Genomic DNA, 22,699 nt, shown 5'->3' on the forward strand with positions numbered 1-22,699 from the left:
TGCCCCTACTATCTTTCTAACAAAGAAACTTAGATTATTCAAATGACCTGCAGAATTGCTTAAGGTCTATTTTTCTCAGGTTTGGGTGCTATTTCCGAAATGGGGATAACTTTGCGAGCCTGATTGCCCCCGATGGGAGGGTTGGAAATAGGCCGGAGATCCTTTAGGCTTTGCCATTGTGGAGATTTCCAGGCAGTATCCTGATACTTGTCAGCAACAGAGCTTTCTGCTTCAGCAAGTTCTGAGTCAGCTACAATTCGCTTCATCCGCTGCCCACGGTAAATCAGAACCTCTTCTCGGGTGGTACGGCCTTCTGTTCCATTCCCATCATTGATGGAGTTCCCGATCGGCGGCAGGCGCTTCAATCGCACTCCCCGATAGATTAAGATCTCATCCTGGGTTGGCCGACTTGCCAGATCAGGCTTGTTTGAACTGGGGGTTCCGATCAAGGAGGAGAGGGGGTCTTCCTGGGTTGTCTGCAGCAGTCGCTGGCTGCTGACTAGGACTAGCACCAGCAAGAGCAGAAGAATGGGCCAGGGGGCGGAAAATAGTCCCACTACCAGAAGCGTAAGACCAAGCAGAATTGAGGAGACAAATGCCAGCGGAATCAGGAAATCAGCCATGGGATGAAAAGACCTCAATCAGCCAGTAAAAATGTTGTTTCGATCTTGTACAAAGCTTAATTGGGAGTAGCTGATTATATCACCACCCTTTCAGGTAAAAATCCGTACCTCCTTTGGGGCCCAAACCTGGGTCATTCGAGCCATACCAAACAGGGTCAACGGGTCCTGCGCCAGTTGGGCCATAGCCTGAGTTAGGGCATCTATTTCAGCCGCAGTCGTCAGGTTTGCAGCCAGCAGTGCAGGGGCGATTTCTGCCAGAGTCCACTCTGGCAGACGTTTTGCGTCTCCTCGTACCAGAGCCGGTTGGGCCAAGCTCACCTCTGGTGCGGTCAATCCAATCTCCACGAACAGGCGATAGAGGGTTGAACCAATCCGGAAGTGGTGTCCCCGGAGATCCCCGAGGGCTAGATAGAGTTCAAAGCAGCGTTCGAAAGCAGCAGAGGCAGGCACACAGAAGGGGCTAGTAAAATCAGACTCTTCGCAAACCAGAATTCCCCCCGGTTTGACCAAACGCTGCATTTCCCGCAAGGCATCCAGGGGACGCTGTAGGTGCATCAGTAGAAACCGGCAGTACACCAGATCAAAAGACTCTGACGGGAGCTCGGTTTCATAGGCACTGGCTTCCACAAATCTGACGTGGGGTAAGCGAGCCTGCTGAGCCTTCAGGCGGGCCTGTTCCAGTTGCTCTGGGCTGGCATCAATGCCCAGAACTGCCCCACTACTTCCCACCTGTTGGCCCATCCAGCAGGAGACCGTACCGATCCCACAGCCAATGTCAGCAACTGCCATACCTGGCTGCAACCCTACCTTGAGCAGCAGGTTGGCCGTATCTAACCCATGAACATCATTCACCAATTGGAGCCGGTCAGCACCGGCTGACCCCTTGGCCAGAATATAGCGATCGTCTTTAACCATTGTCCTCATCATTATTGATTTTTATTCTCAATAAGAGTTAGAATCCTCTCATGCTTTTTGCAAGTAATTCCATACCTCATGCAAGAGCTTTCTATTTTATTCATAGGGCATTGTAATGGCTTCAACTGGAAAAGACAGGCCGGGGCGGGTCTATCAATTCCCAAGACATCCTGAAAGTAACAAGCGTTTAACAAGAGCGCTGAATCGCCGGGAAGCACCAGACGAAAACGGAGCAGCTCAAGACCGGGGCTCGGAGGTGATTATGCTATCCAAAGTCAGGGGGGAAATTGGTTATCTGGGTTTGGCTGACTGGTGGTTATCTGAATTTACAGAAACTGAGCAAGCTTATATTGAGTCCATCTATCAACCACTAGGGACTACACCCGGAAACCCCCATCCCCTGACACAGGGCAACGTTTCCTACATTGGGCTGACGCCCACTCAACTGCTCTGGTGCCTGGCCAGTTGGTTTAAGAAAGCCCAGGATCGTCACTTGGCACGGCGTATTCTAGCCAAAGCAGAACAGGAGTCTGGCCAGGAAAAGGATGTGGTGACCCTGCATTTTTTTTGGGAACTGAAGCGAGAGGTTTATTATGCCGATCGAGACAGTTTTCCAGACGCTCTAGAAACCGCCATTCAGGCTTGTACACAACAAATTGCGATCGCGCCGCAGGTTGCAGAAGCAATGCATCATAATTATTCTCATAGCGCTTTTCCCAAACACGGGGGTTACCAGTTACTGACCAAAATCTATCAAGATAGGGGCCAGTATGACGAAGCGATCAATCTGGCCAAGGAAGCAAAGGAACAAGGATGGGCTGGAGATTGGGATCAACTGATTTCACAATGCCGCAAAGCCATGGGCCGGACAAAATAGGATACTCTCCTGAACTACTCGCCCTAGCTCGGTATCTCGCTGGGGAGTTTGAAAACCGGGAGCAAGCGATCTCAGAACCCGTCTGGTACGTGCATCTCCGGCTATGGCATCGGCCTGTTCCCCTCTTTCTGGACGATAGTCTTCTCCTCTTTGCAGAACAGGCCAGCCTGGTGAACCTGGATCAGCCCTACCGCCAGAGAATTATAGGGCTGCGGCAGAGTGAGTCGCTTCAGATCCAGTACTACAGACTGAAGGAGCCTGCTGCTTTCCAGGGTGCGGGGACCGCGCCAGAGTGTTTGCAACGGCTAACTCCAGACCAGATAGAACTATTGCCGGGATGTACTTTGAATGTGACCTGGCAACATTTGCAGCCAAGCAGCTATCGGTTTCAAGCCTTTTTAACGGCAGAAGCACGCTGTTGCTTCCCCTATCAAGGAGAACTCCGCTATGTCTCTCTAGGATTTGAGGCCAGCCCCGATGATTTCCTCAGCTATGACAAAGGAATAGATCCAGCAACGGGTAAAGCCCTGTGGGGAGCAATCATGGGTCCATTTCGATTCATCAAGCGCCAGGACTTTTCTCAGGAATTGCCCATTTAAGGAAGATGAGCCATAAACCATGGGTCATGCACTGGTTAACGACAGATGACCGATGACCCATGACTAGCTGGCAATTCCCCGGGGGACTCCTTCCAGAGCTTCTTCTTCGGTTTCAAAGATTTCAAAGACTGAATCCATCATGGTGACTTCAAACACCAGCTTGGCTTCCGGGTGCACATTACAGATTCGAAAACTGCCCTTCACTTTTTCGGCATCCCGCATTCCAGCCACCAGTGAGGTTAGGCCCGAGCTATCAATGAAGTTGACCTGACCGAGGTTAACCACGACATGACGGCTCAATTTAGAGATACATTCTTGCAATTTCAGACGAAATTGCCACGCTGTCGTAATATCTAGCCGTCCAGTCGGAGTCAGGACAATAACTACTGTGCCGTCTTTCGTGGTGTACGTCTTTTGATCCATCTGGGCCGCTTACCCTCCCTTCAAATTTACGGATGTCTGGAGTTTAGCTCACAAACGAACATTTCGATCGCCATCTAGTGCTGCAGACCAGTCAGAAAAAGACTCCTGAACAAGTTAGAGCAATTATAAAGTTGAAAATGCAAAATTAAAAGCTGGCAGATTTTAACCGAATGAACCCCGATCCCCTCAGGATTGCTGGGCAATCCCACAGAAAAATCAGGGCGACTGGAGGTGATTCATTCATCATCCTTCAATCAAACCTTCAATCAAACCTTCAATCAAACCTTCAATCAAACCTTCAATCAAACCTTCAATCAAACCTTCAGGTCCAGATAAAAACTGCCCCTCTTGAATGACGGAGAGTCTCCTCTAATCATGCCCACGCCTCTGGGAAATTATCAACCTTCATCATATCTACAAACTTGATAGCGGGAGCCAGGGAGCCTAGGATAGGAATTGAAAGTCAGGATCAATCTGGCTTCTGATTTATACCCTACTCCAAGCGTCCCGGCTGAAGTTATTCCCTGAGGCGCTTGCCTGCCAGACGCAGCTCAGGAGGCCCAGTTCACCCAATCCTGCGGCTTCAGGAAAGTCTGATAGAGTTCTGCCTCAGGGGAGCCAGGCTCAGGCTGGAATCCATATTCCCACCGGACAAGGGGTGGAAGAGACATCAAAATGGATTCGGTGCGGCCATTGGTCTGTAGCCCAAAGATAGTGCCTCGATCGTAGACCAGATTGAACTCCACATAACGACCCCGGCGGTAGAGTTGAAAGCTGCGCTGGTGCTCCCCATATTCGATCGACCGGCGGCGCTCTGCGATCGGCACATAAGCTGGCAGGAAGGAATTACCACAGGACTGAATCAGACCAAACAGATCGTCCCAGGAGCGACTGGGCAAGGTTCCAATTTGATGGCTGTACTGGGCAGCGAGTCCTTCTTTGGCGGGTCCCCGGTACAATTCACCCTGGCCATCTTGATAGTCGAAGAAAATCCCGCCGACACCTCGGGTTTCCTGTCGGTGCTTCAGGTAGAAGTATTCGTCACACCAGAGTTTAAAGGTCGGGTAGTACTCTGGATGGCAAGCATCGCAGGCTTGCTTCAAAGTTCGGTGGAAGTGGGCGGCATCTTCGGCAAAGGGATAGTAGGGTGTCAGATCGGCCCCACCCCCAAACCACCAGACTGGACCGGCCTCAAAGTAGCGATAGTTAAGGTGGACTGTCGGAATGTAGGGGTTGCGGGGATGCAACACCATAGAAGTCCCGGTGGCATAAAATTGATGACCGGCTGCTTCCGGACGTTGAACCAGGATCGATGGCGGTAAATGAGATCCCCAGACCTCTGAGAAATTGACGCCCCCCTGTTCAAACACGGCCCCTTCTCGCATCACCCGCGATCGACCGCCGCCTCCTTCATCTCGCTTCCAGGAATCTTCCTGGAAGGTTGCGACGCCATCCAACTGCTCCAGTCCTTGACAGATCCGATCTTGCAGATCCTGGAGAAACTGGCTGACCCGTTCCCGTGAGTCAGGGGGTGGAGGAGAGGTTGAGGTGCTTGCCTGAGGGGTCACAGAAGTAGTCATAAATACGGTTGCAGTGAGAAATTAGCGGCCAATCATGATAATACCAAAGCCCATCCCCCCATAATGATTGTTGAGTTTTATAACTGTTGAGTTTTATAGATGCCCGTAAAGGCAGGCCGGTACGGTCTGCCCAAGGGTGACTTGAACTCCTTTCGGAGGAATATAGCTTTTGCATCCCAACCTGGCTTAAAATGCATAGTTCTACATATTCGTCTGGACAAATCTGTAGAGATATATTTTCTGTTCTATCCCTGTATCTGGCTTCCTGGCAAACTGTTGAAAGTGGCAGATATGGGAGAAGGTGTTTGGATGCTAAACTTCCTGTCTGGTAAATTGATTCGCCGCCAAAAACGCTGGTTCCAATGCTCTCTCGCTAGAACTTACGGGGTCCTGAGTTCGGCCTCAGTGGATGACTTATGGAAGAAAATTGTTGACCTGGCAGATGTGTCCTGGCATCCTCTTCTATCCAGTACCAATGTTCCCAGAGGACTGGAAGTGAAGCCTGGGCTGATTTATCAGGCTGTGACTCGGTTGAGCCCGATTCCAGTGCGGATTTTTGTGGAGTTGGTTCGCCCCATGGAAGTGATGAGTGTGCGCATCATAGCCATGCCAGGGATTGAAGAGCGCGTCACCTATAAGGTTGAATCAACCGTTCTGGGGACCTGTGTCTCCTATTCCGTCACTTTGAATGGATGGTTAACGCCTTTGATCTGGTCTTTCTTACAGCCCTATGCAGCTCGTGTTGCCTCAGAACTAGCTCAGGCGACTGAACAGGCCGTCGCGGGCAAGGTTAAAGTCCTCAAAGATGGCTGTTTTGATTTTTAATTTTCCCCCTGGGATATGAATCCTAATCTAATTGAGATGCGTTACACTCTCAGATTGGCAGTCGATCTAGGAGGTTTGAGTGCATATGGTCGGACAGTCGGTGATTGTTCAGGTTGGAGACGACGGAGAAGGGCAATCAGAAACCCCTACGGTTCAACCTCTTCCAACAGTCGTTCAGTCCGCATCCAAGCGCTGGACGATCGAAGAAAGTGAGGAACTCTACCGCATTACCGGTTGGGGCGAACCTTACTTCTCCATCAATGCGGCTGGTCATATCACGGTTTCTCCGAGAGGCGATCGGGGGGGATCTCTGGATCTGTTTGAACTGGTCAATGCCCTGAAGCAACGTAATTTGGGCTTGCCCCTGCTGATTCGGTTTTCCGATATTCTGGAAGATCGGATTGAGCGCTTGAACGCGGCCTTTAATAAGGCGATCGCCCGTTACAACTATCCGGGACTTTATCGAGGTGTGTTTCCGGTTAAATGTAACCAGCAGCGGCACCTGGTAGAAAGCCTGGTCCGTTTTGGCAAACCCCATCAGTTTGGTCTGGAGGCTGGATCTAAGCCAGAGTTGATGATTGCCCTGGCCACTCTGGACACACCAGGGGCGCTGCTGATTTGCAATGGGTATAAGGACCGGGAGTACATTGAGACGGCGATTTTGGCGCAGCGACTGGGCCAGACCACCATTATTGTGCTTGAGCAACTGGAAGAGGTGGCCCTGGCGATCGAGGCTGGTCACAAATTGGGGATCAAACCAGTGCTGGGGGTCAGGGCGAAACTCAACTCCAAAGGGATTGGTCGCTGGGGAGGCTCAGCGGGCGATCGGGCTAAATTTGGGTTGACCATCCCGGAAATTCTGACCGCAGTGGAACAATTGCAAGCGGCTAATATGCTGGATTGCTTGCAACTGCTGCATTATCACATCGGGTCCCAGATCTCGGATATCAGTGTAATCAAAGACGCGATCAGTGAAGCCAGTCAGATTTATGTGGAGCTGGTCAACCTGGGGGCCAATATGCGCTACCTGGATGTGGGGGGGGGATTGGGAGTCGATTACGACGGCTCCAAAACCAATTTCTATGCCTCGAAGAACTACAACATCCAGAACTACGCCAATGATGTGGTGGCTGAGGTGAAGGATGTTTGTACCGCTCGAAAACTGCCGGTGCCCACGCTAGTCAGCGAGAGTGGACGGGCGATCGCAGCCCATCAATCTATTCTGGTTTTTGATGTCCTGGGAACCAGCGAGGTTTCAACTGGGGTGCCAGCCCCTCCCCAGGAGGGCGAGAATCTGATCATCCATAACCTCTATGAAACGTTCCAATCTATCAATGAGGAAAACTACCAGGAGGCTTATCACGATGCCGTCCAGTTCAAAGAAAGGGCCATCAATGCGTTCAGTCTGGGCTATGCCAGTTTGACCGAACGGGCTAAAGCCGAGCGGTTTTACTGGGCTTGCTGTCAGAAAATTCTGGCGATCGCCCGCCGCCAGGAATACGTCCCGGATGACCTGGAAGACCTGGAAAAGATTATGGCTTCCATCTACTACATCAATCTGTCCGTCTTTCAATCGGCTCCCGATAGCTGGGCGATCGACCAGCTTTTTCCGATCATGCCGATTCATCGATTGGATGAGGAACCTACCTGTCGGGCTACCCTGGCTGACCTGACCTGTGATAGTGATGGCAAGATCGCCCATTTTATTGACCTGCGGGATGTGAAATCCGTGCTAGAGTTACATGCGCTGAAAGCAGGTGAACCCTATTACTTGGGCATGTTTTTGAATGGGGCTTACCAGGAGATTATGGGCAATCTCCATAACCTCTTTGGGGATACCAATGCGGTTCATATCAGTCTGACTCCCGAGGGGTATCGGATCAACCATGTGGTGAAGGGAGATACCATGCGGGAAGTGCTGGGATATGTGCAGTACGATGCGGAGGACCTGGTTGAGAGTATTCGTCAGCAATCGGAGCATGCTTTACAGGAGAAGCGGATTACCCTGGAAGAATCCCAACTTTTGCTGGGCAACTACGAGCGGAGCCTGAGCGGATATACTTACCTAACTGCCTAGGTTTTGACTACCCGTCCATGAATAATTGACTGGCCAGTAGGGCAGAATCAAGGAGTGGGGGCAAAGTCCTTTGTCCCCCAGGATTCCTGTAGAAAAAATTCAGTTTGGCGTTGCTGTGCTAATATCTGGTGAAACACAGCTTCTATTGAGTCATCAATGGGCAAGGTTCTAGTGCTGAATGCCTCCTATGAACCGCTCAACATTACGAGCTGGCGCAGGGCAATCGTCCTTTTGCTCAAGGGAAAGGCAGAGCAGGTCGAACATAACGGCAAATATGTGTATAGTGGCTTTCCCCTGCCGACCGTGATTCGGCTGCGTCATTATGTTCGGGTCCCCTATAAGGAAATTCCCCTGACCCGACGAAATATTCTGCATCGGGATAGCCATTCCTGCCAGTATTGTGGCTATACCGGAGATGATCTGACCCTGGATCATGTGACGCCCCGATCGCGCGGGGGAGATGATAGCTGGGAAAACATTGTCACGGCCTGTGTGGGATGTAATGTGAGAAAAGGAAGTCGTACCCCTAAAGAAGCCAGCATGAGTTTGCGTAATCCTCCCCACAGACCCCACAGTGGCCTGTACTTTGAAGTCACCAAGCACCTGAAGAATGGGGTCCACCAGGAGTGGCGCAAGTACGTGATCGGAATTTAATTCTGGGTTACAATAGTTACTCTGAATGAGGAGATAGGTTGCTTCTCAAGATTTTCAAGAGATACCCCTGCCGATTACATGCGCTTCTCATAGATTTTTGCGATGATCAGGGTATAACGAAGTCTTTTGCCTTTTAGTATGCAATCTAATTCGCCTCAGTCCAGTCCGAATTTGTTGGTTCCCTTTGACGTAAATTCGAAAGAGCACCCTTCCAATCAGTCTAACCTTGAGAATCAGCTCATTGACTTTCCGGCAACTAAAGCCGTCAATGGAGCTATCAACCACCCATTACAACGGGGACCTGAACAGAAAGTGGAAGGGCTTCATCAGGTACTGGAACAACACCGGGGCGATCGTCAACTTGTGATCCTGCAGGATTTTCCCGATCCAGATGCCCTTTCTTCGGCTTGGGCCTACAAGTTGATTGCACAACAGTTTGGCATTCAATGCGACATTATTCATGCCGGGGTTTTGAGCCATCAAGAGAATATTGCCCTGGTACGGTTGACGGGGTTACCCGCTCAACGCTGCACGGCTCAAACCCTGAAGAGTAAAGACCTGTCAGATTATCAGGGCTGTGTGTTTGTCGATGGTCAGGGAACAACCAGCCAGCTACTGCCTCTGCTCCAACAGGCCGGGTTACCGACGGTGATCGTGGTGGACCACCACAGTCCCCAGGGGAATCTGAAAGCGGAGTTCACCGACATTCGCCCGGAAGTTCGGGCGACAGCCACGATTTTTACCCAGTACCTCCAGTTGGGTCTTCTGACGCTGGATAGCACGGTCAGTCAGCATGTGAAATGTGCAACAGCTTTGATGCATGGGATTCGGGCGGACACCAACAATCTGATGCAGGCCAAGGAGGACGATTTTCAGGCAGCTGCTTACCTGAGTCGGTTTTATGATGCCCAGTTATTGAATGCTGTGTTGCAGTCGGCTCGTTCCAAGCGGGTGATGGACGTGATTGAGCGATCGCTGCGCAACCGACTGCTGCAGAACAACTTTTCCATCGCAGGGGTGGGGTATCTGCGCTACGACGATCGGGATGCCATTCCCCAGGCGGCAGACTTCCTGGTGACGGAGGAAAACGTTCATACTGCCGTGGTCTATGGCATTGTCCATGACGAAGACAAGGAACTAGAGGTGGTGGTTGGTTCCCTCCGTACCACCAAGATTACCCTAGACCCGGATGAGTTCATCAAGGAAGCCTTTGGCCAGGATGCGGATGGGCACTTTTTCGGTGGCGGTCGATCGATGGCCGGTGGTTTTGAGATCCCGATGGGGTTCCTGTCTGGCTTCAACGACAATGCCGACTACGCCAAAATGAAGTGGGAAGTGATTGATGCCCAGGTGAAGCAGAAACTTCTGGATCTGGTTAACCCGGCAGATAGTATCAGAACATCCTGAAGCTGCGCTGTACTGAATCTAATAGCGCAATAAGCTTAAACTATTGGTTTCGCTTTGCAGGGGGCCAGCCCCCTGCACCCCCGTTGGAGGACACCGCGCGTCCTCCAAACCTCCTCCGCAAACAAGGCTGAAGTTGAACAGCTCGTCGGAGTGCCTACGCACCCGGCGCGGATAGTCTGATGCTTTATGGGTCGGGTATCGAGCATTCCAGCAATTGTTTACCCAGCAAATTAGGCTAATGACTAGTATGCTGGTTCAGAATCTCTTGGTAAGTCTGGAGCATCTTGCGGGCGATCGCAGGCCAGCTATAGTGTTCCAGCGCATAGGTGCGGGCCTGTTGCCCTCGCCGTCGGCATTCGGGCAGATCTTGCAGGGCGGCCCGGAGCTGTTCCACCAGGGGATCAACGGCACAGGGGCAAACCCAGCCCGCCTCCGCCTGCTGAACCTCCTCCCAGATGTGGACCTGGTCTGAGATCACCACCGGCACACCGGCAGCCATCGCTTCTGCAACGGCAATGCCAAAATTCTCATAGTAAGAGGGCAACACAAACAGGTCAGCGGCCTGCAGGAGTCCCGTCTTCAATTCTCCGGACACGAACCCAGCGATCGTGGTGTGGGGAGCCAGGGGAGAGGTGGTAAACATCGCTTCTACCTGAGCTTCATAGGTGGGATCCTGAGGATTTGACCCGGCCAGGACAAAATGAAAGGGCACTGCTTGATCCAGCAACTGGAGCAGCGCCGGTTGCAACAGGTCAAACCCCTTTTTGGGATCAAGCCGGGACATGAACAACACCAGGGGCACACCCTCCGGGATCCCGAGTTTTGCTTTCACCGCTGCCGACTCCAGGGTGGTGGGAGGGAGGCTGACCCCCAGGGGAATGATCCGATCGTGGGTCTGCACCCCAAACCGTTCCGAGATTCGGCATTCCTGGGCACTGGTGAAGTGAACTGCTGCTGCCCCAGCCAGATTAGGCCGTTCTAATAGGGCTGCATAAACCTGCTTCAGTCTGCGCTTCTTTCGTAGATCAGCCGGGTCCAGGGTGCCCAAGGGCCGGAGGATATAGGGCAATCCCTGGTGACGACACACCCTCGCTGCGATCGTGCTCACTGGGGAGAACAGGGCATGGATATGGGCCAGGTCAAACTCAGCGGCATGGGTAGCCAGCCAGCGTAACAGTTCCAGGGAAAACTTATATCGCCGGAAGGGGGAGCAGCGAAAGTAGCGAATCTGATAGCCATCCTGGGCTACAGGCCGATCGAGGGGAACCTCTAGAGGGGGCTGACCCGTATCCCCATTGCTGTCGGTCGTCAGCACCGTCACCTCGGCTCCCGCCGCTGCCAGAGCTGCTGCCAGCCCTCTGATCATCTGGCTGGGACCCCCATAGACCAGGGAAATCGAAGGGACAATTTGCAGAATACGCATGGGGTTCACAATTCCAAATTAATCCAGAATTTGTTGATAAAAGTCCAGCAGTTGTCTGGCCAGGGCCTGATTGGTGTAGCAAGTCATAGCCCGCTCATATCCCTGTTTAGCCCGATCGATGGCCCGATCAGGCTGGGTCATCAACTGCAACAAGCAATCCTGTAACGCCGCCGCATCCCCTTCCGGGAAAACCAGACCCGCATCCCCAATCACATGGGGAATTTCCCCCGAGTCAGAGCCAATTACAGGCACCTGGCAGGCCATGGCTTCAATCAACACATGGCCAAACTGCTCCTTCCAGCCCGCAGCCGTCAGGGTTTTGAACTTGTAAGTAGTTTCGGAGGGCAGCACCAGGGTATCCATCAGGTTAATGTACCGGGGAACATCCTCATGGGGAACACTTTCGACCCAGATCAGGCGATCGGCCACCCCGGCCTGATCTGCTCTGTCCATCAGAGTCTGCTGCAGCGGACCCCGGCCCAGAAGCAGCCATTTCCAGGGACGATCGGAAATTCCGGCCAGGGCTTGGCTCAGGGTCAGTAGCCCTTTTTCCTCCACAAACCGACCCACAAACCCCACAACAAAATCATCCGGCTGGAGTCCTAGCTGGGCTGCCAATTCTGGCTGAGGTTGGGGACGGAACAGGGTTTCATCAACTCCCAGTTGGGGCATGACCTGATAGGGACCCTGGTAGCCTCGCGCCCGCAGAATATCCGCCCCATCCCGATTGCCCACCACCAATCCATCCGTGTGATGGAGGTTGTACGCCTCCAGGAGAGAGATGGGAAACTTCAGGTCATAGGGCAAATTCCACCAGGTAAAGAAGCAGTTTTTGGCCTTCAGGCCCAGCAGTCGGTTGAGGGTGATCAGCTCAGCATAGGCCAGGGCCTTGGAACCCTGCTCCACCTGGATAATATCGGGGCGAAAGCGCTGCAGGAGGGGCACCAGATCAGCCCCGAAGCAGAGGAGGCCCTGGTTGTTCTCGCTGAAATTGGAAATGGGGACCACCTGAAAAGAACCTTCCTGGCGCAATACTGGCTCGATCGTCCGATTTTGCACCCCTCCCGGACGCCAGCGACGGGGCACCACCACCATCACTTCGATACCAGGCTCCAGTTGGGCGAGACAGCGCAACTTTTCGCAATTGAGATCCACGATATAGGTATGGCTGGCTACGAGGATTTTCATTCCTGATCCCTCCGGGTGTAGACCTGGCCATCATCCCAAAGCCCCTGAACCTGGCTTCCGATCGCCCGCATCAGCCCAATCCCATAAAATCCGGCCCGACTGAGGACCTTAAGCGGTGAACCGCTCTTGTAACAGGGGGGATTTCCCAGAACGTGACAGTCAAACAGACTGGCCGACAGACGCAGGCACTGGGTGGGCGTGAGGTTCTTCAAGGCCATCAAGAAGTGATTGTGGTAGAAGGTAATCTGGTATTTGAACGATCGGGTACTGATATCATGGCACCCCCCCGTTTCCTCCCCCAAATGCACCAGCCAAGCTTCCGGGTCGTACCAGATTTTGTAGCCCGTCTGGCGAATATGCAGACAAAAATCTGATTCCTCGCGCACGGCACTGCCGCGAAACCGCTCATCGAAGTGCAGACCGTGTTTTTCAAACAATTCCCGCCGGTAGGCCATGTTACAGCCCCGGGCCGAAATGACCTGTTGTGGTTTAACGGTATTAACCAGATCGATGTGATACCAGGCGATCGCGGGGTCCATCGCTTCGGGAGGGAGGTAGTCCACAGTCAGCCCTTCCTCCGAACCACTGATGAACTTGGCATCGGCCAACTTCATGCGATCGAACACTCTTCCGGCCACTGCTCCAACGTCTGGATATTCCCTGAAATTCCGGGCGTGGGCTTCCAGAAACCCATCGGGAAGTTCTACATCATCATCAATAAACAGGATCACATCCCCTTGCGCCCGCCGAATCGCATAATTACGGGCTCCAGGTAAGCTGGCCCAATCCACCCGAAAGAGACGAATTTTGCCTGCGGTAGCGACCTGATCCAGGTAAGCCTGAGTCTCAGGTTGATGGGTAGCGGTCTGGTCTACCACGATGACTTCAAAGTTGGCATATGTCTGCTTCAAAGCATCCGCGATCGTATTGCAGAGCGCTTCTTCCCGACCATAGGTGGGAATGATAACCGAAATTGCAGGCCAGGGGAGAGCATTCATAATTCCTCTTGAACTCTGACTCCATCTCGTTTAATGATGTAATCCTGACGGTTCCAGCCCGCGAGGGCTATAAGACTGGAGCCGTCTGTTGTTTGAATCGGCGTTTTTTAATCGGATTAGCCTCAGTCGAGGGATCGGTTGCTGCCCGTTCCTGGCGATCCAGGGCGGGCAGCTTGAGCAGCGTTCCGGCGCAGATCCAGTAATAGACAGCTACTGGATCGACATCAAGGGGATAGTAGTACGTGTTGTAGCTAATGAATAGAACAAAAACCCAGTAACAGGCTCCATAGCTCCGCAGGTTTTTGTCTTTGACCGATCGATACGCCTTAAACGTCACCACGGTTAAAACAGTCACCAGGCTGATGAAGGCCAGTAGACCGATCGGACCAATTTCATGCATAACTTTGGGAAACCAGGTTTCAATCAGGGCCGTTTCACCAAAGGTGCGGGCCGAATTGGTTGCCCGTCCCAAACCCAGACCAATCATAGAGCCCTTCAACCCTTGCCAGGTCGTCATAAACTGCCCCGTAATAAACGTATCTGCTGGTGAGGCTTCCCAGCGCCCAATCAGGCTGTCAATGCGGGACTGTACAACTTCAGGATACATCTGGGCCGCAATGCCCAAGATCAAGGCTAATCCTACCCCGATTGGAATAAATCGCTTCAGGTTAGCAATTTGCCCGGTCAAAATGGCCAGGACCAGGAATGAAATTGGCACCAAGGCCAGGGCAATTCTCTGACCTGAAACTACGGCCAGCACAAAGTCGATCGCCATCCCAATCAGCCCAAGGGTGCGCCAGCGAAGGGTTGGATCACTGAATGCCGTCGCAAAGGTAAAATACGCATTGGCAATTAGGAACCAGCCCCATTGCCAGGGGGCTACAAAGGTTCCTGGCAGACGAATCACCCCCTGATCGGGGCTGTAAAGCAAGGAGCCACCGACAAAGCAGCGAGCCTGGAGAGAAGCCTTAAACAGGTCTGCTCCCGAAAAGTTTCTTGTCCCCTCACATCTGCCTGTTTCCAGCATCAGGTACTGGACAAAGGCAAGCGCACAGCAAACGATCGCCAGTACTACCTGCATCCGGGTCAGAAATAATAATTCCTTCTTGCTCCGGAGCAGATTATAAGTACAACTAATCAGGGGAATATATCCCATCAGAACCTTCAACCCCAACAGGCCCATAGCCAGGGGTTGTTCTTTGCCTGCCTCTTCTTTCTGCGCTAATTGGCCTATGACTGTTCCCCAATGAAAAGATGGAAATGAGTCGGGGAAGGATAACCGGTCTACAACAGCCGAAAGATTGAATTGGGAGATGAAGGCGAGAGGCTGTTGAATCAGCCAGGTCTGAGCCAATTGGGCAATGGGTTTAGGATTAAACTGCTGGGGTAGATTCACGAACACCAGGGTCAGCAGGCAAACGGCTAACAAGAGAAAGATTGGGGTCTGAAGTTCTTTTGGAACCCAAAAAGGCTGTCGCCCTTTTTTCCCCTGTTGCTGCAACAGACTAAAGAGAGCTGGAATGTAAAATCCATCTTTAGCGAGCTGAAATAGGGTATTGCCCCCTCCGATGCCATAGGTAACCGTGCCTGAAAAGGGCATATAGATCATGAAGGCCCAGAGGGCTTTGTGGGGATACTTCCAGGCAAGGGCTGTACATAGTACAGTTGTTGCCCCACCGATAGCCGCCTTAAGCCCACCCACCAGAAACAGGGCCGCTCCAATCAGGCAGGACACCAGGGTTGCCACGATCGCGTACTGGACAAATTCCGATCGCTCCTTCGCTATCCGACGTTTCTCAGCCAGTTGGTCTTGCAAGCTGAGGGCGGGAGTTGTGGATTGAGCCTTTACCTGCTTTTTAGACTGACGCTTTGACTTCATAAGCTTGCAGAGTATGTCTCAGAATACCTGATCCAGGGCTTCATGCCACTCTCCGGAAAACGGCAACTCCTTGGGGGTACAGTCAATTTCCCTACACCACCTGGTAAATAAAGCTCAAGGTAGCCCAGGCTCTCATATCCAGCGCAAAAACATCCGCTGGCGGCGCAGAGAGAGTCGAGAACCCCAGACTGGCCTGATGCAGATCCTGTAGGACGGCCTGAGCAACTTCCAAAGGATTCGTGGGAACGCTGATTCGCGGGATATTTCCCATAGAGCGGCCCCCTGCTTTCAGGGCCATCAGTGTTTGGGTAAATGGTGCGGTACTAAAAATAATTTGGGTTTCATTGATCCCAACGGGCTCTCGAATTACCCATTCAAAAGCAGTGGAAACCTGGGGTACAGTAACAGCCTCGCCTGGGGCTAGCAGATTCTGGTGCAGTTCCGATTTGGCTTCAGGTGTTTCTTGGGATTGCCCGGGATACAGGGCGATCGCCGTTCCGCTGCTATCTAACCCCAGGACCATGAAATAGACTGGGCGATCGCTGTCATTGTACAACCGATAACGAATCCGGTTGCCGATAGAAAGCCTGGGGAGCCCCGTCCCCAGCATCTTGGCTGGTTCTGTCTTGTTCGGCTCTGGCTTCACTGATTGGGCCTGGGCAGCGGGTTCTGGCGAAGGCGATCGAACCCCTCGCACTGTTTCCTGCTGTATTAGCATCTGCTCCTCAGGCACAACCATTTCCAGGGTAGCCCTGACTCCCAAATAAGAGGAACCGCTATTGGCGGTCAACCGCAGCAACTTAGCCGCCAGGAGGGTGTGCAGTTGGGGCAAAACCCGCTGCACCGCGACCTTAACCACTTCTCCCCGGGCACTGACTGTGTTGGGAATCAGACTGTACCCCGGAGAAAAAAGCCCATAGTGATTTTGGGGCAACAGGGGTTTGCCGACCTCTGTGCCGAGGGGAGGGGGTGTTGCAGTCCCTTCAACAGAGACGGTGCCTGGAGGGGGTGCGATCGCCGAGGCTGGTGGGCTTTCCGCAGGTAAGGGAGAAGGGATGATCGGCTTGACCTTACCAAACAGACAATCCGTAGGCTGGTCAGCAGCCGTTACTGCTTTGATCTGGGCAATCCCGGAGAAGGCACTGGTGGCATCAACCCGTTCAATCCGCTCCATGGTCGGGTCCAGAGCAACCATTAAGTTGATCTGTCGCGGCAGAACCCGCACGGCTTCGCGCACGTACTGGCCTACCTCCAGTTGGCTTTCCTGTCCACAACAAATTCGGACTTTGGCAATCAATCCATTGCGAGCAGAAATTTGTAGCCGGGTGGAAGCGGTGTCTTTGCTATCAACCTGGTCACCCGGCAGCAGGGTCAGCAACGAATTGGGGCTGTAGGATTCCAGCACGATCGCAGGTAAGCCAGCCAACCAGAGACGACCTACCTTGCCCCCCTCTTCCACAGCAGTGACCACCCCATCTGCTCCCAGTAAGGGCTCGGGAGGCAGATAATAGGTCAGCAGCGATCGCTCCTGGCTTTTCTGCCCGCTCAGGCCGGGTTGCTCCTCCTGACCCGCAAGCTGTTCCACCAGGCTGGAGACACCCCTAAAACTCATCTGCAGGGTATTGGCTGGCGTAGCTTCCCAGAGATATTGGGTCAGGGCATAGGTTAATAGACCTGAGCTGAAGCCACTCCAACGAGCTTCAAAGGCTTTGCCAGGGGGCGTCCCATGAGCCTCTCCAGCCGCCGCTAGGACCACACCGGGGATCTGTCCCGACTGCCGTTCTATCCGAGTCTGACTCTTGGAGATGTTCAGTTGACTCAGAAGTTGCTCCTGAAACATCAGAACTGCTGGATTAGATTCAGCCAGCCCTGAGGTGGGTCGGGCTCGCAGGCGTAAATTACTGCGCAACAGGGTGTCCCCATTCTCTGGACTGATATAGCTGGTATCGAGTACTGTCGTCACCCGATCGCTCCGCAGCGATCGCAGCAACAACCACAGGGTCTCCTCCGGCAGGTCGTTGACCTGGGGAGCATCTGGCCTGATTTCGCTATCCACAGGGACGAGACTGTTCTGCATATCCCCGCGAGTGACAACTCTGCTGCCATAGCCACTGAAATGAAAGACAACCACATCACCGGGTTGCACCTGATCTGTCAGATGGCCCATGAAAGCAGATTCAATATTCTGGCGGGTGGCCTGCTGGTCTGTCAGGGTCAGAATGTCCCGATCGCGAAACCCAAATCGGTGGATGAGTAGCTCTCGCTGCAATTCCACATCCGTCACACAACCGCTCAGGGTAGGGATCTGGGAATAATGGTTGATCCCGATCAGCAGGGCGAGCTTCCTGGGAGCGGATTGGGCCAGAGCATGACGGTAACGATCGCCCGATCGCCGCAGACCGACCTCGCCTATACCAAGGGTTGTCAGAAGCAACCCAACCTGCTGTAAAAACGCCCGCCGCTTCAATCCCATGCCCCTATCCTAATGGTCTCATCCTAGCGGTTTCAGGCTAAGGAAGGATTAACTGCAAGGGTTAAATCCCATCTCCATTACGGCCATCTGGTCCCAGTGTACAACTGACCTGCATGGCCCGAATAAGTTCCCTGGCCACTTCTGGACGGGAGAACTCAGGTGGGGGTAATTCCCCATTGCGCAGCATCTCCCGCACTTTGGTTCCAGACAGATGCACCCGCTCTTCCCTACTACTGGGACTGGTTTTGACCGTTGCCATGGACTGAGTTCGCTTGCAGTAGAAAGCATGCTCAAACTTCATGGGGACAATTCCCAGTTCATCTGCTGCAAACTCATCAAAAATGTGTTGCGCATCATAGGTGCCGTAGTAATCCCCAACACCAGCATGATCGCGACCGACAATGAAGTGAGTACAGCCATAATTCTTGCGGACCAGGGCATGGAAAATTGCCTCCCGGGGACCGGCATATCGCATGGCGGCGGGGTTAATCGCCAGAATTACCCGATCTTTCGGGAAGTAATGCTCCAGCATAATTTCATAGCAGCGCATCCGCACATCTGCCGGAATGTCATCCCCTTTTGTTACCCCGACCAGAGGATGCAAAAACAGCCCATCCACAGTTTCCAGGGCACATTTCTGAATATATTCATGGGCCCGATGGATGGGATTACGAGTCTGGAAGCCCACGATCGTTTTCCATTCCTTCTGCTTAAACAGGATCCGCGAATCGATCGGATCAATCTGATACAGGGGGAATAGGGCATGGGGATCTCGCTCTAATAGCCAAACTGGACCCGCCAGATAGACTGGCCCCTGCTTGTAAACCACTGCGACACCGGGATGTTTTTCATCATTGGTGCGGTAAACATTAACCGCTTCCCGCAGCTTGTCGTAATGGTATTTCTGGGTCAATTCCAGCACACCGATGAAGCGTCCCTGGGGATTGTCCAAGCGCACCAGACTCCCCTCTTTCAAGGTATCTGCTTCTTCCTGGCTCACCGGTAGGGTGATCGGGATGGACCAGGGAAGGTCATTCTGCAGGTGCATTTCCAAAACAACCCGGCTGTAGTCAGCCTCTTCCATAAAACCCGTTAGAGGACTGAAGCCACCGATCGCAATCATTTCCAGGTCAGAGACGGACCGCTCACTCAATTGAATGCGAGGGAGAAAGTCGGCCTTGCTGAGAAATTCCTGGCGCTGTTCCGAGGTCGTAATGCGGTTAATCAAACGCCCCCCATGGGGAGCAATTCCATCAGGATGGCTCATGGGTGTTTTGTGAAATCAAGCCTGCATCGTTATCCTATCAGGCTGTGGTCCCCATTTCATCACCAAACTTAACAGTGTATGACCAGAACCCCTATGGGCCAAAGTAAACCCTGGCATCCAGGCCGTTGCTGCGCAGATAGCGACTCCAGCGTTCTGCCGTGGCCCGATCGGTGAATGGTCCTACCGCAACATGAGGCCCTCGGGGCACTCCCCGTTGCAGGACTCGAGCGGGAGTTGCACCCAACTGTTGGATTTTCTGGGCCAAGCGGGGCAGATTTTCCTGACTAGTCGGCACCACGGCAAAATAGCCATCCCGATTGGGCGGGCTCACTTTTACCTCTGGTGGCGGCACATTAATCGCGATCGGGGTCACAGGAGTTTTGTTGTTGGTCGTCACAGAGGGAACCTTAGCTTCCGGGGGTTGAGTGGTTCTGGCCTGCCTCAGCTTTTGGGCCTCTGGGCTGATCTCCATGTTGCGCCGAATGTCAGCCAGAGAACGGCCCTGTTCTACTTGCTTGATGTAGTAGGCCAAACCAGCAGCATCGGCCTCTCGCCCCAGCACTTCCCGATAGAGGCGATTAATTTCCTCAGCCAGCGGACGGGATGAGGGCGTTTGAGTAGAAGCAGGGGTGGGCGGCACATAAATTTCTGAACTGGTGGCGAGCTTTGGCACCCTGGGGGCGATCGTGTTGGGGTCTGGTCGAGGAAAGGCAGGCGTTGCAGCGGGAGGGTTAATCGAAGCCAGGGCATAATCCGCAGGCTGAACTTCGGTGGCGGCTCTGACCACAGGCAGGAGGGCCGCCGGGATTGGTAAAGGGCTCGGAGACGCAACGGGGGACACCGTGACCACCGGAGGCGTTGCTTCAACCGGGGGGAGAACTGGAACTGGGGTGGCTGTTGCTGGAGGCGGAATGACTGGAATGGTCATGGAGGGGGTGGGAGGGGGAGAACTGACCGCAGTCTGTGGTGGCGTCACTGGGATAGAGGTCAATCCGGGGGGGGTGGTATTTGGTAAAGGGGTTGTCCCTAGAGGACCGCTTGGCAGGGTCGGGGTTGGGGCGATCGGCTCCGGTGCTGAGGTTGCCGCTGCTCGGGCCAGAATCACCTTCAGGGCCAGATTATTCGTGAGATATAGATGACCCACGGGCTTGCCTTTATACGTTCGTCGGGTCAAGCGCCAATCTGGATTCAGATCAATTTTCATAAAGTCTCGCACGATGCCCCGGGTGCGGCCAATCTCGATATCTGGTCCCCGATCGGAGGGGCTCCCCACCAGAACGGCCACCCCTTCCCGATAGATCAGTCGCAGGGTATACTTCAAACCCAGATCCTGACCTGCAGTCCGAATGGAGTACCCATTACTGTCCGTACTGCGGCTACAGATCCCCGTGAAATCGAACTTCAACAGGAGCGGTTCTACGGTCTGATAGGCGTCATTGTTGACTCGCCAGCAGGGACGTTGATTCGAGAGTTGCTCTAAAATCAGCAGGCTGTGCGCGTCTGAGCCTCTAGGAACAGCCAGAATGATAAAGCGATCTTGTTTAACGTCCTGTTGACTGAAGATCGAAGGACTAGCCTGGGCAATATTAGAGCATGTCCCAACCACGATCGTGGTCATGGCACATGCCATAAAAACAGATCTCATTGTAGATAGCCCCTGGCGAAATTTGCTACCTACCATACACCAAGATTTAGCTATCGCAAGGGAGTGCTAAGGAATAGCAAAAATCCTGGGTGTAGAGACTCAAGCAGGTTGTTGAGCGGGCTCAGCGCAGCGGAGCACAACCCACTTTCCATTCCGGAAAACTGGCAGACCCAATTTGGCTGATGTCAAAGAAAAAGGGAGAGCCTGTAGGGACTCTCCCCGCCATCAGGGTGCATCTACATAACAGATTATGGCACATCAGGGGTGGGGGGTGTCACCCCCCATTAAATATTTTTTGACCTTTTTACTAATTTTTTCTCAAATCTCCAGTTATGGTGTGATCCCTGGGCTTCTGGTCACCATGAACTCCAGGCGATAGCACATTATGTCATTTTTTAACTGTGGGGTAATACCCCCCTAATATCCCTATAACAGTCCAACAGGTTTCCTCCCGGAGTAAGCTGTTTTCCACAAAGCCTTCTATTACACTTTTAAATGGGTAGTTTTAATAACATTTCATGCATACACGCAAGATTTTCGACTGGTGGCAGGAATCCAATCTTCCAGCGAAATTACTTGTGATTGGGCTGGCTGCTCCACTGGTTGTGCTGAACGGTTGGGCATTCGCTTCGATCTTCGAGTATTTTCACTCCCTGATTGGCATTCTAGTCGGTGCTTCCCTGCTGGCGTTTCTGCTGAACTACCCGGTGAGCTGGGCTGAAAGACAGGGCGCTAAGCGGGAACAAATTGCAATCCTAGTCTTTTTACTGGCGTTGTCGATTCTGCTGGCCCTGGGGCTAACCCTGGTACCGTTGGCCCTGACACAGGCCCAACAACTGGTCGCTCGACTGCCAGAGCTGATCGATTCTGGGCGGCGACAACTGATGATGTTGAACGAGCAGGCTGATACTGCCGGGTTGCCGATCAACCTGGATGCCCTGCTGGTGCAAATTAACGATCGACTGAAAGGCCAACTGCAAGCGATCGCTGGGCAGGCCCTGAACCTGGCCGTGATTACCGTCACCAGCCTGTTGGACTTTCTACTCACGATGGTGCTGACTTTCTATTTGTTGCAGCATGGCGATGATCTCTGGTCCAGTCTGATCCAGTGGCTTCCTAGCAGAATAGGTCAGCCCTTCTCAAAAACCCTGCGGTTGAGTTTCCAGAACTTCTTCATCGGTCAGCTAATTATGGCCACTTCCATGGCTTCTACCCTGACGCCGATTTTTCTGTTCTGGCTGAAAGTTCCCTTTGGGCTTCTGTTCGGCCTGACGATCGGCCTGATGGCCCTGGTTCCTTTTGGGGGTACGGTTGGAATTATCCTGGTCACGCTTCTGGTTTCCCTGCAGAATTTCTGGCTTGGGCTCCAGGTGCTGGGGGCTGCCGTAATCGTGCAGCAAATCCTGGAGAATCTGATTGCGCCTCGGGTATTGGGGAGCATCACGGGCCTGAATCCAGCCTGGGTTCTGATCTCAGTCCTGACGGGAGCCAGAGTGGGCGGGTTACTGGGGGTGGTCGTCTCGGTGCCGATCGCAGTGGTAATCAAGACAGCCCTGATTGCAGTTCGGGCCACCCGTTCCTTTCGGGGAGATCTCCCAGAGGAGGGGGTAGACTCTGTTTCCGGGGCCGAACTGGCTGCCAGTCTGACTTCAGACAGTGCCGAACCCAAAGATAATCTCAAATCCCGATCGGCTCCAGCCATCAATTCGCCCCAAGATGTTCCACTGCTCTAAGAGGGATAGGGGATTTGGTGATTCCATCTCTCATTTCTGGAGCCAGACACCAGATCTGGGGGCACTCCTCCATACCGACTGGATTTTTCGATAGATTTAAGAGCGAGCCGGAT

18 protein-coding genes are annotated in these 22,699 nt (G+C 53.1%); 7 read left to right on the top strand and 11 right to left on the bottom strand.

What is annotated here, in order from left to right; genetic code table 11:
• Positions 1-59: 59 nt before the first annotated feature.
• Together BST81_RS04885 and BST81_RS04890 are read right to left on the bottom strand one after the other, a co-directional pair.
• Complete coding sequence (locus BST81_RS04885; RefSeq protein ID WP_075597419.1) at positions 60-623, bottom strand: hypothetical protein; 564 nt, start codon at positions 621-623, stop codon at positions 60-62.
• A gap of 90 nt (positions 624-713) precedes the next feature.
• Positions 714-1,550 carry a methyltransferase domain-containing protein gene (locus BST81_RS04890; protein WP_216351215.1) on the bottom strand — a complete coding sequence of 279 codons (837 nt, stop codon included), beginning with the start codon at positions 1,548-1,550 and terminating at the stop codon, positions 714-716.
• A gap of 103 nt (positions 1,551-1,653) precedes the next feature.
• Here BST81_RS04890 and BST81_RS04895 point away from each other — a divergent pair, with 103 nt between their 5' ends.
• Together BST81_RS04895 and BST81_RS04900 are read left to right on the top strand one after the other, a co-directional pair.
• Entirely contained in the window at positions 1,654-2,415 is a 762-nt protein-coding gene (locus tag BST81_RS04895) for a hypothetical protein (protein WP_171974670.1), read from the top strand.
• Positions 2,385-3,014 carry a chromophore lyase CpcT/CpeT gene (locus BST81_RS04900; protein WP_075597422.1) on the top strand — a complete coding sequence of 210 codons (630 nt, stop codon included), beginning with the start codon at positions 2,385-2,387 and terminating at the stop codon, positions 3,012-3,014. The genes BST81_RS04895 and BST81_RS04900 overlap by 31 nt, the downstream gene beginning before the upstream one ends.
• 63 nt (positions 3,015-3,077) lie before the next feature.
• Here the strand turns inward: BST81_RS04900 and BST81_RS04905 are convergent, their stop codons facing one another.
• Both BST81_RS04905 and hemF read right to left on the bottom strand, forming a co-directional pair.
• A complete protein-coding gene (locus BST81_RS04905; RefSeq protein WP_075597423.1) occupies positions 3,078-3,437 on the bottom strand; it encodes an STAS domain-containing protein in 360 nt (119 codons plus the stop codon).
• A 551-nt stretch (positions 3,438-3,988) separates the two neighbouring features.
• Positions 3,989-5,017: an oxygen-dependent coproporphyrinogen oxidase gene (hemF, locus tag BST81_RS04910; RefSeq protein ID WP_075597424.1), complete on the bottom strand. Its 1,029-nt coding sequence runs from the start codon at positions 5,015-5,017 to the stop codon at positions 3,989-3,991.
• Positions 5,018-5,326: 309 nt separating this feature from the next.
• Between hemF and BST81_RS04915 the strand changes: the two genes are divergently transcribed.
• From BST81_RS04915 to BST81_RS04930, 4 genes are all read left to right on the top strand, one after another.
• On the top strand, positions 5,327-5,842 hold the full coding sequence (locus tag BST81_RS04915; protein WP_075597453.1) for a polyketide cyclase / dehydrase and lipid transport: 516 nt from the start codon (positions 5,327-5,329) through the stop codon (positions 5,840-5,842).
• Between the two features lie 85 nt (positions 5,843-5,927).
• Positions 5,928-7,919 carry a biosynthetic arginine decarboxylase gene (speA, locus tag BST81_RS04920; RefSeq protein ID WP_075597425.1) on the top strand — a complete coding sequence of 664 codons (1,992 nt, stop codon included), beginning with the start codon at positions 5,928-5,930 and terminating at the stop codon, positions 7,917-7,919.
• Between the two features lie 156 nt (positions 7,920-8,075).
• Positions 8,076-8,573 (top strand): HNH endonuclease, encoded by a 498-nt coding sequence (locus tag BST81_RS04925; protein WP_075597426.1) that lies wholly within the window; start codon positions 8,076-8,078, stop codon positions 8,571-8,573.
• A 138-nt stretch (positions 8,574-8,711) separates the two neighbouring features.
• Positions 8,712-9,980, top strand: coding sequence for a bifunctional oligoribonuclease/PAP phosphatase NrnA (locus BST81_RS04930; protein WP_075597427.1), 1,269 nt, complete (start codon positions 8,712-8,714; stop codon positions 9,978-9,980).
• Positions 9,981-10,215: 235 nt separating this feature from the next.
• Here BST81_RS04930 and hpsP read toward each other — a convergent pair whose 3' ends face one another.
• The 7 genes from hpsP to BST81_RS04965 all read right to left on the bottom strand — a co-directional run bounded on the left by hpsP (position 10,216) and on the right by BST81_RS04965 (position 20,838).
• Complete coding sequence (hpsP, locus tag BST81_RS04935) at positions 10,216-11,403, bottom strand: hormogonium polysaccharide biosynthesis glycosyltransferase HpsP (RefSeq protein ID WP_075597428.1); 1,188 nt, start codon at positions 11,401-11,403, stop codon at positions 10,216-10,218.
• 18 nt (positions 11,404-11,421) lie between these two features.
• Positions 11,422-12,591 (bottom strand): hormogonium polysaccharide biosynthesis glycosyltransferase HpsO, encoded by a 1,170-nt coding sequence (gene hpsO, locus BST81_RS04940; protein ID WP_075597429.1) that lies wholly within the window; start codon positions 12,589-12,591, stop codon positions 11,422-11,424.
• Positions 12,588-13,589 (bottom strand): hormogonium polysaccharide biosynthesis glycosyltransferase HpsN, encoded by a 1,002-nt coding sequence (gene hpsN, locus BST81_RS04945; protein ID WP_075597430.1) that lies wholly within the window; start codon positions 13,587-13,589, stop codon positions 12,588-12,590. The genes hpsO and hpsN overlap by 4 nt, the downstream gene beginning before the upstream one ends.
• A 67-nt stretch (positions 13,590-13,656) precedes the next feature.
• Positions 13,657-15,468 (bottom strand): hormogonium polysaccharide biosynthesis protein HpsL, encoded by a 1,812-nt coding sequence (gene hpsL, locus BST81_RS28395; protein ID WP_216351216.1) that lies wholly within the window; start codon positions 15,466-15,468, stop codon positions 13,657-13,659.
• Between the two features lie 91 nt (positions 15,469-15,559).
• Positions 15,560-17,941, bottom strand: a complete 2,382-nt coding sequence (locus tag BST81_RS04955) for a caspase family protein (protein ID WP_216351217.1) — start codon at positions 17,939-17,941, stop codon at positions 15,560-15,562.
• Positions 17,942-18,002: 61 nt separating this feature from the next.
• Positions 18,003-19,208, bottom strand: coding sequence for a sulfate adenylyltransferase (gene sat / locus BST81_RS04960; RefSeq protein ID WP_075597431.1), 1,206 nt, complete (start codon positions 19,206-19,208; stop codon positions 18,003-18,005).
• Positions 19,209-19,299: 91 nt separating this feature from the next.
• A complete protein-coding gene (locus tag BST81_RS04965; protein ID WP_171974671.1) occupies positions 19,300-20,838 on the bottom strand; it encodes a DUF3747 domain-containing protein in 1,539 nt (512 codons plus the stop codon).
• A 533-nt stretch (positions 20,839-21,371) separates the two neighbouring features.
• Between BST81_RS04965 and BST81_RS04970 the strand changes: the two genes are divergently transcribed.
• Positions 21,372-22,586 (top strand): AI-2E family transporter, encoded by a 1,215-nt coding sequence (locus BST81_RS04970; RefSeq protein ID WP_075597433.1) that lies wholly within the window; start codon positions 21,372-21,374, stop codon positions 22,584-22,586.
• The last annotated feature ends 113 nt before the right edge of the window (positions 22,587-22,699 follow it).

The organism is Leptolyngbya sp. 'hensonii', from assembly GCF_001939115.1.
Taxonomy (GTDB): domain Bacteria; phylum Cyanobacteriota; class Cyanobacteriia.